Origin of the sequence: Paenibacillus sp. FSL H8-0315 (assembly GCF_038005365.1) — a bacterium.
Classification (GTDB): domain Bacteria; phylum Bacillota; class Bacilli; order Paenibacillales; family Paenibacillaceae; genus Paenibacillus_AQ; species Paenibacillus_AQ odorifer.
In genome coordinates this window covers 2,899,495-2,911,497 of sequence record NZ_JBBOTA010000001.1, presented here as the reverse complement: position 1 = coordinate 2,911,497, position 12,003 = coordinate 2,899,495, and the positions used below count along the sequence as shown (strand labels likewise).

Annotated in this window: 14 protein-coding genes; all 14 read left to right on the top strand. The window is 46.1% G+C overall.

Annotated elements, in window-relative coordinates; all coding sequences use genetic code 11:
• Positions 1-70: 70 nt before the first annotated feature.
• The 14 genes from MHB56_RS12685 to MHB56_RS12620 all read left to right on the top strand — a co-directional run bounded on the left by MHB56_RS12685 (position 71) and on the right by MHB56_RS12620 (position 11,857).
• Positions 71-304, top strand: coding sequence for an AtpZ/AtpI family protein (locus MHB56_RS12685; RefSeq protein ID WP_036681579.1), 234 nt, complete (start codon positions 71-73; stop codon positions 302-304).
• The gene (locus MHB56_RS12680; protein ID WP_036681578.1) at positions 297-674 is read left to right on the top strand and encodes an ATP synthase subunit I; all 378 of its coding nucleotides are present in this window, start codon (positions 297-299) and stop codon (positions 672-674) included. The genes MHB56_RS12685 and MHB56_RS12680 overlap by 8 nt, the downstream gene beginning before the upstream one ends.
• 29 nt (positions 675-703) lie before the next feature.
• Positions 704-1,471 carry a F0F1 ATP synthase subunit A gene (gene atpB / locus MHB56_RS12675; protein WP_036681575.1) on the top strand — a complete coding sequence of 256 codons (768 nt, stop codon included), beginning with the start codon at positions 704-706 and terminating at the stop codon, positions 1,469-1,471.
• 105 nt (positions 1,472-1,576) lie between these two features.
• Positions 1,577-1,789, top strand: coding sequence for a F0F1 ATP synthase subunit C (atpE, locus tag MHB56_RS12670; protein WP_036681574.1), 213 nt, complete (start codon positions 1,577-1,579; stop codon positions 1,787-1,789).
• Between the two features lie 97 nt (positions 1,790-1,886).
• Positions 1,887-2,375 carry a F0F1 ATP synthase subunit B gene (gene atpF / locus MHB56_RS12665; protein ID WP_076123930.1) on the top strand — a complete coding sequence of 163 codons (489 nt, stop codon included), beginning with the start codon at positions 1,887-1,889 and terminating at the stop codon, positions 2,373-2,375.
• A complete protein-coding gene (locus MHB56_RS12660; RefSeq protein ID WP_076123928.1) occupies positions 2,372-2,923 on the top strand; it encodes a F0F1 ATP synthase subunit delta in 552 nt (183 codons plus the stop codon). Before atpF ends, MHB56_RS12660 begins: the two co-directional genes overlap by 4 nt.
• A gap of 11 nt (positions 2,924-2,934) precedes the next feature.
• A complete protein-coding gene (atpA, locus tag MHB56_RS12655; protein WP_036681566.1) occupies positions 2,935-4,446 on the top strand; it encodes a F0F1 ATP synthase subunit alpha in 1,512 nt (503 codons plus the stop codon).
• Positions 4,447-4,636: 190 nt separating this feature from the next.
• On the top strand, positions 4,637-5,506 hold the full coding sequence (atpG, locus tag MHB56_RS12650; protein ID WP_036681564.1) for an ATP synthase F1 subunit gamma: 870 nt from the start codon (positions 4,637-4,639) through the stop codon (positions 5,504-5,506).
• A gap of 238 nt (positions 5,507-5,744) precedes the next feature.
• Positions 5,745-7,145: a F0F1 ATP synthase subunit beta gene (atpD, locus tag MHB56_RS12645; protein WP_036681562.1), complete on the top strand. Its 1,401-nt coding sequence runs from the start codon at positions 5,745-5,747 to the stop codon at positions 7,143-7,145.
• 102 nt (positions 7,146-7,247) lie between these two features.
• Entirely contained in the window at positions 7,248-7,664 is a 417-nt protein-coding gene (locus tag MHB56_RS12640; RefSeq protein ID WP_036681559.1) for a F0F1 ATP synthase subunit epsilon, read from the top strand.
• 195 nt (positions 7,665-7,859) lie between these two features.
• Positions 7,860-8,117 (top strand): DUF1146 family protein, encoded by a 258-nt coding sequence (locus tag MHB56_RS12635; protein WP_036681556.1) that lies wholly within the window; start codon positions 7,860-7,862, stop codon positions 8,115-8,117.
• 199 nt (positions 8,118-8,316) lie between these two features.
• The gene (murA, locus tag MHB56_RS12630; protein ID WP_076123926.1) at positions 8,317-9,693 is read left to right on the top strand and encodes a UDP-N-acetylglucosamine 1-carboxyvinyltransferase; all 1,377 of its coding nucleotides are present in this window, start codon (positions 8,317-8,319) and stop codon (positions 9,691-9,693) included.
• A gap of 216 nt (positions 9,694-9,909) precedes the next feature.
• Entirely contained in the window at positions 9,910-11,052 is a 1,143-nt protein-coding gene (spoIID, locus tag MHB56_RS12625) for a stage II sporulation protein D (protein ID WP_076276919.1), read from the top strand.
• Between the two features lie 61 nt (positions 11,053-11,113).
• Positions 11,114-11,857 carry a M23 family metallopeptidase gene (locus MHB56_RS12620; RefSeq protein WP_076123922.1) on the top strand — a complete coding sequence of 248 codons (744 nt, stop codon included), beginning with the start codon at positions 11,114-11,116 and terminating at the stop codon, positions 11,855-11,857.
• Positions 11,858-12,003 lie beyond the last annotated feature (146 nt).

The following is a 12,003-nucleotide window of genomic DNA, read 5'->3' as shown; positions in this document are numbered from 1 at the left end:
TTTTTAGGCAATGTTCAATGAATTGACAAAGACTCAGGAAATTCAGTAAAATTAGTTGGGATTGTAGCCCATGAAAGAACAAAATAGCAAGGACAGCTTGTTACAGACCGCGCTTGTCATTGGAAGTGCAGGCACTTTGCTTGCCGCTTACATTCTTATTGGTTTTTTTGCGGCAAGATGGCTGAAAGACCTGATGGAGGGGCCGAAATATTGGCTCGCCATTGGCACTATAACTGGAATGATTCTGGGAATTGTGAATGTCGCCTTGTTAATTAAAAAATTTTTGGGGGAGCAGAATGGATAATATGACTCCCATGATCAATACCGTCACTAGAGTTACGCTCGTCCTTATGGCAGGACTCTTAATGGGCTGGGTGCTTCATCATGAGACCCGGGCAATTACACTGGGCATGACTCTGGGTCTGGTGGCGGGATTGGTAAACTTTCGTTATCTGGCCGTCAAGGTTCGACGGGTTACGCAGTCGATTGCGAGCAACGAAGGGAATGCCTTCAGCCTCGGTTTTGTTACACGGATTAGCTTCGCAATTTTGGTCACCATGTTCTCGGTCAAGATTGAGCATTTCTCCCTGGTAGCAACTGTTTCGGGCGTATTCATTCCTCAGCTTCTCGCCATTCCTGCGGGGATATATCTGAGTGTGAAGAATAAGCTTTAACCAGATTAAAGAGAAAGGGGGATGATACTATGCATGACATGCCGAAAATATTTGTCGGGGGAATACCGATAGATTTATCCGCCGTGTTGATGCTTCTGATCAGTTGTACAGTGGTGTTTGTTCTGGTTATGCTTTCGGTTCGTAAGCTTTCCGTTGAAAATCCATCCAAGCTTCAGAACTTCATGGAATGGGTTGTGGAATTTGTAGAGGGTGTCATAAGCAGTGCCATGGATCTGAAGAAAGGAAAACCTTACATATCTTTAGGGTTGACATTGATTCTGTTTATCTTTGTTTCCAATCTACTTGGATTGCCTTTCTCCGTTGTAACTGAGGCGCATGGACCTGTAACAGTGTTTGGCCACGTGATTGAAGCAACTAAGAACTTGGCGAATGGTGAGCATGCAGAAATTTTATGGTACAAGTCGCCAACTGCTGACATTAACGTCACTGCAGGATTGGCAATCATAGTATTTGTACTTATGAACTTTCTGGGCATTAAGCTCAACGGCAAACATTATTTCAAACACTACATCGAGCCGTTTCCAATCTTTTTGCCACTGAACATTATCGAAAACCTGGCAAAACCTGTAGCGTTGGCTATTCGTCTATTCGCTAACATTTTCGCCGGAGAAGTACTGATTACAGTCATTTTGAAGCTGGGGATTCTCAGTATTCCGTTCCTGGCTGTATGGCAGGGCTTCAGTATTTTCGTCGGGGCACTACAAGCGTTTATCTTTACGATTCTGACGATGGTTTATATCGCACAGATGACGATTCACGAAGAAGAAGCACATTAATGAACTGCTGCGAAGAGAACGGCTATCGTCTGATTTTCCTTCGTGGGAGATATCTTATATCATTAAACACAAATATGAACCGAAATTAAAGGAGGATATTTACAAATGGAATTTTTAGCAGCAGCAATAGCGGTTGGATTGGGTGCACTTGGCGCAGGTCTTGGTAACGGTATGATCGTTAGTAGAACAGTTGAGTCCATCGCTCGTCAACCAGAAGCGAAAAATGCTTTGCAAACAACAATGTTTATTGGTGTAGGTATCGTCGAAGTTATTCCGTTGGCAGCAACAGTTATCGCATTCCTGATTATGTTTACTTAATAAACCGTAGTTACGGTTTGGCGGGGACGGCCGATGCCATCCGCGCCTTACTTTTGTATACGTCCGCATGACGCGGTAACGGAAGGGAGTGACCTCAGTGGATATTGTTTGGACAAACATAGTATTTTCAATTGTCGCCTTTGGGATTTTATATTTCTTGCTTAGCAAGTATGCGTTCAGCAAACTTTTTGCAGTTATGGAGAAACGCCGTGAGCTGGTAATGCAGCAAATGGACGAAGCTGCGAAGACTAGAGAACAAGCGGTCGCGTATGTGGAAGAGCAGAAGCAAGCGCTGAACAGTGCACGCCAGGAAGCTCAACAGATTATTCAACAATCGCAAATCACAAGCAATCTACAGGTAGAACAAACTTTGGCACAAGCCAAAGCAGATGCAGCACGTGTCAAAGAAGAGGCCGTGCGCGATATCGAGAACGAAAAGAACAAAGCAGTGGAAGAGTTGCGCAGCGAAATTGGAACGGCATCTGTTCGTATTGCTTCTAAACTTCTTAAGAAAGAAGTTAGTGCTAACGGCGAGCAGGAGCAACTTGTGAACCAATACCTCAAAGAGGTAGGAGGCCAATCATGAGCCGCGATACGGTAGTTGCCAAGCGCTACGCTAGAGCATTGTACAGTGCAGCGGTAGAGAAAGGGATTACCCTTGAAGTAGAAGAAGAGCTTAAGGCAGTGGTTGGATTATTACATTCCGACCAAGAGATAAAGCGGTTTATTCTTGCACCGCGCATCTCGGAGTCCGACAAGCTGAAAGTGCTGCGCACAGCGCTTCAAGATAAGCTCTCTCCCATCGTGATGAACATTGTAGAATTGTTAGTAGAGCGAGGCAGAACCGATATTTTTGCCGATCTGCTGGATACGTATATCAAGATTGAAGGAGACGCTCTTGGCATTGGTGATGCTAAGGTATACTCTGTTTATTCTTTAAGTGAAGAAGAAAAAGCAGCTGTAGCTGCAGAATTCGGCCAACTCGTAAACCGTAAAATCCGGATTACGAATGTGGTGGACCCAAGCCTGTTGGGAGGACTGAAAGTTTATATCGGCGATACGCTGTATGACGGCAGTCTGTCTAACAAATTGGAGCGTCTCGAGAAATCCTTTAATGATAAGCATAGAAGATAGGGGTGAGGATATTGGGCATCAGACCTGAAGAGATCAGCACTTTGATCAAAAGTCAAATTGAGGAATATAAAGCCGATATCGAAGTTGCCGAAGTCGGCACCGTCATTCAAGTCGGCGACGGTATCGCCCGTGTCTACGGTCTGGAAAACGCAATGGCAGGCGAATTGCTAGAGTTCTCCAACGGAGTAGTGGGCATGGCGCTCAATCTGGAAGAAAGCAACGTCGGTGTTGTTATTCTGGGTGAGTACAAGGAAATTCGTGAAGGCGATCAAGTAAAACGTACAGGACAAATTATGCAAGTTCCTGTTGGTGAAGCTCTGCTCGGTCGTGTAGTTAACGCACTTGGTATGCCGCTTGACGGCAAAGGCCCAATTGCTACAACTGAATTCCGTCCTGTAGAAAATAATGCACCAGGTGTTATCGATCGTAAATCGGTACATGAACCGATGCAAACAGGTCTTAAAGCCATTGATGCGATGGTACCAATCGGTCGTGGACAACGCGAACTTATCATTGGTGACCGTCAAACAGGTAAGACTGCAATCGCAATTGACGCGATTATCAACCAAAAAGGCAACGGCATGAAATGTATTTATGTTGCCATTGGTCAAAAGCAATCCACAGTAGCACAGGTTGTAGAAACTCTTCGCCGTCATGGCGCTTTGGAATATACAATCGTTGTAACTGCATCGGCTTCCGAGCCGTCTCCATTGTTGTATATTGCTCCATACGCAGGTTGCGCAATGGGCGAATACTTCATGTACAAGGGCGAGCACGTACTGATCATTTACGATGACCTTTCGAAACAAGCTTCGGCTTATCGCGAATTGTCCTTGCTGCTTCGTCGTCCACCGGGTCGTGAAGCATTCCCAGGTGACGTATTCTACTTGCACTCCCGTCTTTTGGAGCGTGCAGCTAAGCTTAGTGATGAGCTTGGTGGTGGTTCATTAACCGCACTTCCATTTATCGAAACACAGGCATCTGACGTATCAGCTTACATTCCTACGAACGTAATCTCGATTACAGATGGTCAAATCTTCCTTGAATCCGATCTGTTCTACTCTGGTCAACGTCCGGCGATCAACGTCGGTATCTCCGTTTCCCGTGTAGGGGGTTCCGCTCAAATCAAAGCGATGAAGAAGGTAGCCGGCTCGCTCCGTTTGGATCTTGCCCAATATCGCGAACTTCAAGCCTTCTCACAGTTCGGCTCAGATCTTGATAAATCTACACTTGCCCGTCTGAATCGCGGGGCACGTATGATGGAAGTTCTGAAACAAGGTGTGAATCAGCCGTTGTCTGTTGAGCATCAAGTGCTTAGCTTGTACACAGCTGTAAAAGGATATTTGGATGATATTCCAGTTAAAGACGTAAAACGTTTTGAAAAGGAATTCCTTGCTTACATGGATAGCAGTGCTGCTGATGTAGCTCAATCCATCAGGGATACAAAAGATTTGACAGCTGATAACGAAGCCGCTCTTAAAGCAGCGATTGATACCTTTAAAAGAGGTTTCGCTACTAGCTAATATAGATGACTTTAACGGATTTTACTAAGTGAGCTTTGGCTCTGCCGAAGCTCAGGCTGTGCTTATGAAGTAGCTTTGACTTCGTCAAAGTTAAGAGAATGCTTACGAAGTTAGCTTTAACTCCGTTAAAGCTAAGATGATGCTTACGAAGTTAGCTTTGACTCCGTCAAAGCTCTAAGGTGGTGAAATCATGGCAAGAAGCATGCGTGATATTAAACGTCAAATTAAGAGTGTTCAAAACACAAGACAGATCACAAAAGCGATGGAAATGGTAGCCGCATCCAAGCTGAGAAAAGCTCAGGAGAAGGCAATTGCCGCCCGTCCTTATGCTGAGAAGCTAAAAGAGGTTGTATCGAGCATTGCTGCTGGCACCGAAGGTGTTCAACACCCTATGCTGGTTAGCCGCCCTGTGAAGAAGACTGGTTATCTAATCGTTACCTCTGATAGAGGGCTTGCAGGTGGTTACAACGCTAATATTTTGCGTAAGGTGACGATGCTCATCGCGGAGAAGCATAAGTCCAAAGATGAGTACGCATTATTTGTTATTGGTCGTAAGGGCCGTGACTTTCTACGTCGCCGTGAATATCCGATTGTACAGGAAGTCACTGAGCTATCGGATGCGCCGAAGTTTGCTGACATCAAATCTATCGCGAATTCGGCAGTACAGCAGTTTGTAGATGGTACGTATGATGAGTTGTATGTTTGTTACAATCAATTCGTCAATGCTATCACCCAGATCCCAACCGTTGAGCGACTGTTGCCTATGGATGGAGTAGGGAATCAAGAGCATCATGAAGCTTCTGCAAACTACGAATATGAACCTTCACCGGAAGGCGTGCTAGAAGTATTGCTTCCAAAGTACGCTGAAACTTTGATTTATAGCGCTATTCTGGATGGCAAGGCCAGTGAGCTGGGGGCGAAAATGACAGCTATGGGCAGTGCAACGAAGAACGCGTCGAAAATGATCGGAGAACTTACCCTTACGTACAACCGTGCCCGTCAGGCGGCAATTACGCAGGAAATTACCGAGATCGTGGCCGGAGCGAACGCGCAGTCTTAAAATACAAGAAAAGTTAAACTAAGTGCTTAACTTGTCTTGTGTTTTACGAGAAACAGTGTCGCTTGCTTAGGGTGCATAGCTCCTTAAGAACGGCACTGTAAGTTCTTCTTAAAATATAAGAAAGTATGGTTTTACACTATACAAAATGCTTATATTTCTACGAGAAACGGTTGTCATCTTTATATGACGACAACGTCGTTTCTTCTTGATGTAACAGCTTTCGAGGAGGGAAAAGAAGATGAACAAAGGACGCGTTGTAAGCATTATGGGTCCGGTTGTCGATATTGAATTTGAACGCGGCCAGTTGCCCGAGATTTTCAACGCTATCAAAATTGAAACCGTCTTGGACAATGGTCGTCAGCTTAACCTAACACTTGAGGTTTCCAATCACTTGGGAGACAATCTGGTACGTTGTATCGCGATGTCTTCTACTGATGGTCTGGTTCGTGGACTGGATGCAATCGATCAAGGAGGTCCAATTTCGGTTCCTGTAGGGGAAGCGACATTAGGCCGTGTATTTAACGTACTTGGCAATCCAATTGATAACGCTGGTGAAGTTCTTGCTGAGAAAAAGAACCCGATTCACCGTCTCGCACCAACATTTGACGAATTGTCAACACAAGCGGAAATCTTGGAAACAGGTATTAAAGTTATCGACTTGCTCGCACCTTATGCTAAGGGTGGTAAAGTCGGCCTCTTCGGCGGTGCCGGCGTAGGTAAAACAGTAACAATCCAAGAATTGATTAATAACATTGCCCAAGAGCACGGTGGTATTTCCGTATTCGCAGGTGTCGGTGAACGTACTCGTGAAGGTAATGACCTTTATCACGAAATGACGGATTCCGGCGTTATTAAGAAGACAGCAATGGTCTTCGGACAAATGAACGAGCCTCCAGGTGCACGTCTTCGTGTAGCTTTGACCGGTTTGACCATGGCGGAATATTTCCGTGATGTGGAAGGCCGCGATACGCTGCTCTTTATCGATAATATATTCCGCTTTACCCAAGCGGGTTCCGAAGTGTCCGCTCTTCTCGGCCGTATGCCATCTGCGGTTGGTTATCAGCCGACTCTGGCTACTGAAATGGGCCAGCTGCAAGAGCGTATCACATCGACTAAAAAAGGTTCAGTTACATCGATTCAAGCAATCTACGTACCGGCGGATGACTACACTGACCCTGCTCCGGCTACAGCGTTTGCTCACTTGGATGCAACAACTAACCTTGAGCGTAAAATTTCCGAGAAGGGGATTTTCCCAGCGGTTGACCCACTGGCTTCCAGCTCGCGTTTGCTCGCTCCAGAAATTGTTGGTGAAGAACATTACAACGTGGCACAAGGTGTTAAACAATTGCTGCAACGTTATACCGAGCTTCAAGACATCATTGCCATCTTGGGTATGGATGAATTGAGTGAGGATGATAAGGTTATCGTAGCTCGTGCTCGTAAAGTTGAACGCTTCCTGTCGCAGCCATTCCACGTGGCTGAACAGTTCACTGGCTTTAAGGGTAAATATGTACCAATCAAAGAAACTGTACGCAGCTTTAAGGAAATCCTGGATGGTAAGCATGATGATCTTCCAGAAGCAGCTTTCTTATTTGTAGGTACGATTGAAGAAGCAGTAGAAAAAGCGAAATCGATGTAACCTGAGCTTAGCTAATGCTTTCGATGCAAGCTTTACTTCGTAAAGCTTAGTGCATGCTTTCGAAGCGAGCTTTACAATGTAAAGCTTTAAGGAGGAATGGAAGTGAATACCTTTTTGTTGGAAATTGTCACGCCGGAGCATCTCGTTTACTCCAAGCAAGTGAATAGCTTGATTGTAAGAGGGGTCGAAGGCGAGTTGGGTATTTTGCCGGGACACATTCCGCTTGTGACTCCACTTCAGGTTGCTCCGTTATCCGTCAAATCGGACGGTGTTACGATCTCCATCGCTGTTCATGGCGGGTTCGTTGAAGTGCATAAGGACAAAGTAACCGTGCTGGCTGAAAGTGCCGAGCTGCCAACAGATATCGATGTTGAGCGCGCCGAAGCGGCTAGAGAACGGGCTCAACGCCGTCTCCAGACTCGGAGCAAACAAGATGATATCGATCACCGCCGTGCGGAATTGGCGCTGCAACGCGCTGTTACACGGATTAAAGTGTCCACTGGAAAAGGACAACAGTAGGATAAAAGCAGTCAAGCCTTAGGGTTTGACTGCTTTTTATTATAGTAATCTATTGAAAAAAGGTTAAAATTTCTTCATTATTTTGGATAATGGCGTTGAATTGTTTAAAAATTTGTAAAAGTACTGGATTCTTTTGCCCTTCACAAGTATGATATAAGAGTCGATTTCCGAGTAATACGAACACGGAGGGTTAGCATGGAGGATATATTGTCGGGTGGGTTGTCTAGCGCAGTTGGAACCAGCAGTATGGTCTCAATGATTGTATCTTTGCTCAGTGTTGTATTATCTTGGTGGGCATTGCAGAACCTTAAGCTCGATTTGGTCATAAGATATCCCAAGAGTCCTCAGGGAAGGCTGCTGCACTTGCTGTTGGCCATTGTACTTGGTCGTTTTGTAGCGGGGTTCTTCCTGGATTACCTGAGCTGGAGTGGGATGATCCGATATATGTTTTAAGGGGATGTAGTTTGGTTATAAGTGTCTTAGGTCGCAGTGGTCAAAAGGTGTCGAATAATAAGGTTTTATTATGTCAACACTGAACTTTAAGGAACATGCCCGAGTAAATGGGCGTATTGATGGAGTAGAGAACTTTTTTGCAATTACTTTAATCTAAAAAAATAATTTAAGAAATAATGGACGCGGAGGGAAACCGAAAATGAGCAAATTTATCGTCCGCGGTGGCAACAGATTGACCGGGAGCGTGAAAGTTAGCGGCGCAAAAAATTCCGTATTACCGATCATAGCCGCCTCTCTATTGGCAGAAGAAGGAGTAAGCGTCATTGTAGACGCACCTCCGCTTGATGATGTGATGACGATATCAAAAATGCTGGAATCTCTGGGTGCAGGGGTTACATATCAGAACGATATTATCCAGGTGGATGCTACAAATATCACATCCTGTGAAGCACCTTATGAATGGGTTCGAAAAATGCGGGCGTCTTTTTTAGTCATGGGCCCACTGTTATCTAGACTTGGTCAGACAAGAATTTCCCTGCCAGGCGGCTGTGCCATTGGTACACGACCGATTGATCAGCATTTGAAAGGGTTTGAAGCACTGGGTGCGGAGATTAGTCTCGGCCAGGGCTACATTGAAGCGAAAAGCAACGGACGCCTGCGCGGTGCCAAAGTGTATTTGGATGTAGCAAGCGTAGGTGCGACCGAAAATATAATGATGGCAGCTACACTAGCCGAAGGCGTGACCGTTATCGAGAATGCGGCTAAGGAGCCTGAGATTGTCGACCTGGCCAATTACTTGAATGGTATGGGCGCAATCGTACGCGGTGCGGGAACAGGTGTTATCCGTATTGAAGGGGTAGAACGTCTGCATGGGGTCAAACATCATGTAATCCCTGACCGTATCGAAGCAGGTACGTACATGGCGGCTGCAGCAATTACCGGTGGCGATGTATATGTGGAAGGCGCAATTGCTGATCACTTAGGTCCTGTTATTGCTAAGATGGAAGAAATGGGCGTAACCATTATTCCTGACGAGAACGGTATTCGTGTAATCAGTGACAAGCCTCTCAAAGCTGTTGATTTGAAGACTTTGCCGTATCCAGGTTTTCCTACGGATATGCAGTCGCAAATGATGGCATTATTGCTGCGTTCTGAAGGTACCAGTGTCGTTACAGAAACTGTATTTGAGAACCGGTTTATGCATGTGGATGAATTCCACAACATGAACGCTGAGATTAAAATCGAAGGTCGCTCGGCGATCGTTACAGGTAATGCACAATTGGTCGGAGCTAAGGTTTGTGCTACGGATCTGCGTGCGGGAGCTGCGCTTATTTTGGCAGGTCTGGTTGCTGAGGGCACTACTGAAGTAAGCGGAACTCATCATATTGACCGCGGGTATGTTCATTTGGCTGAGAAACTGTCCGGACTGGGTGCGGAAATTTGGCGCATCTCCATGGAAGATACTTCAGCGCAAACCGTGAAGGATGAAGTTCTTAAACCGGAAGTATCCAAGAGTGAATCGACTAAAAACGAAGAGGTTAAACCACGCTTTCAGGTTCAACCAACTTGGGTATAATATCAATCATTAGGAGAGACCAGGCTGCAGTTTGCAGCTTGGTCTTTTTTTATGGAATCCTCATTTGATGAGGATTTTTTTGTATGCAATTTAATAGCCTGTGGTCTAGTAATAGATTGAGGACAGGAACTCTCTTTCTCTCAAATTGTGTTCTAGCAGTTGCTGCAAATTCATATCTATAAGAATCACCAGTGATTCACGGAAGGAGCCATAGAGATGAAAGATTTCCGCTACTTGCGAAGAAACAAGACAACGCGCTGGCACTCGCGTCCCCTTGCTCCCCGGCGCAGGCGACTCATCCCCGTCGCCTGGCTCGCAGCGCCTTTCCTGGCGGCGCTGCTGATTCCGCTGGCGGTTGTCCCGCTACACCGGGGACAACCGGCGCCTGTGGCCGTGCCAGCAGTCACGGCCCCTCCGGCGGCGCCGGAGACGGCTGCGCAGGAAGCGCCACAGCCGAACGTCTCTGTCTATTTGTCGCACAGCGGACAAATAGAGACATTGCCGCTGGAGGACTACGTCCGCGGCGTGCTTGCGGCCGAGATGCCGGCCGACTTTGAGCTTGAAGCGCTCAAAGCGCAGGCCGTAGCGGCCCGCACCTTTATCATGCGCCGCCTGGTGGCTGGCGACAGAAGCGGCGTACCCGTTCCGGAGGCGGATGTAACCGATACGGTAAGCCATCAGGCTTACATATCTAAGGACACGCTGGAACGGCAATGGAAGCTCGGCGGAAGAAGCGCCGACCTCGCAAAGCTGCAGCGCGCGGTCCTTGAGACGCGCGGAGTGATCATGACTTATAAAGGGCAGCCGATAACGGCCTCCTTTTTCGCCTCCAGTGGAGGATATACTGAGAACTCAGAAGAGTATTGGAATGCAGCAATTCCCTATCTGCGCAGTGTGACGAGTCCTTGGGAGAAAGAGATTACCCCAAACTATGCAGTGACTAACACCTTTACTGTTGCTGAAATACTTACTAGATTGGGTCTGAACGATAAAGTCATTCCAGCCTCCAAAGAAACTACCAATTCAGGAACTACAACGAAGATTTCATCATCTTCGAGATTACCTATGGAAGTGTTGTCTCTTACCACTGGACATCGGATTAAAGAGGTCTCAATTGGAGGCTCTATATTTACTGGACGTGAAGTGAGAGAGAAGCTGGGCCTACGATCCAGCCAATTCAGTTGGAGTCGTAAGGGGAATAAGATCTTAATCACGACCTTCGGAAATGGGCATGGAGTAGGGATGAGCCAGTGGGGGGCAAATGGGATGGCTAAAGAGGGTGGAACTGCTACCCAAATTCTCAAACACTATTATAGTGGTATCTCATTTACACAAATCTCAACTCTTCTGAAAAAATAACTTGAAAGATACGTATAAAAGAGAAAACCCCGGTAACACTGGTTACTGAGGTGATAACCATATGAATGAACAAGACAAAAACAAAACAAACCAAGATGAATCTCTCAAAAAAACTCAGGGAGATTTACCTGGTGCAAAACCTTCTTCATGGAACAGACTGGTATCTAAACGTTGGGTATTCCCAGCAGTCTACACGGCGGCAGCGGCAATTATACTAACCTTGGTGTGGGTCTATCAGGATGCCGGCCAGAAGCCGCTCAACCAGGACACCGCCGCCACTTCGCAGCAAGTAGGAACTTCCGCTAACGAAGCTGGTACAACAACCGGAGGTCCAGATGCACTTGAAGTTGTTGCTTCAACGGAAAGTATGACTTGGCCAGTAGCTAATCCAGGTGAAGTAGAAGTAGTTAAGCCGTATTATGATGAGAATGGTACAGAGGACAATCACGTTGCCGCTATGGTGCAATATAACGACAAATTTATTCCTAATGTCGGAATCGATATTGCCCGTGAAGACAACAATACGTTCGATGTTAAAGCAGCGCTCAGCGGTGAAGTGACCAGAGTGGAAGATGTTGCGGTATTAGGTAAAGTGATTGAAATTACCCATCAAGGTAATTTGAAGACTGTATACCAAAGTCTTGGTGAAACAAAAGTTAAACAAGGCGATGTAGTGAAGCAAGGAGATACTCTTGCCACAGCTGGTCGCAGTGAGATCGAAAAGGACCTTGGAAATCATGTACACTTTGAAGTGTACGAAGATGGCAAAGTAGTCAATCCATCGGATTTACTGCCACAGCGATAAAAATTTCTATAGCAGGGGGCGAAAGCCCCCTATTTTTTTGTGTATATAAGGATTTTTAAGGTTGTGTTTGTGATGAGCCTTTTGTTTACGCGGGAAACGGTTGTTGACCTAAAGGGAGAACGACGGCTTTTCATCATGCTAATAAC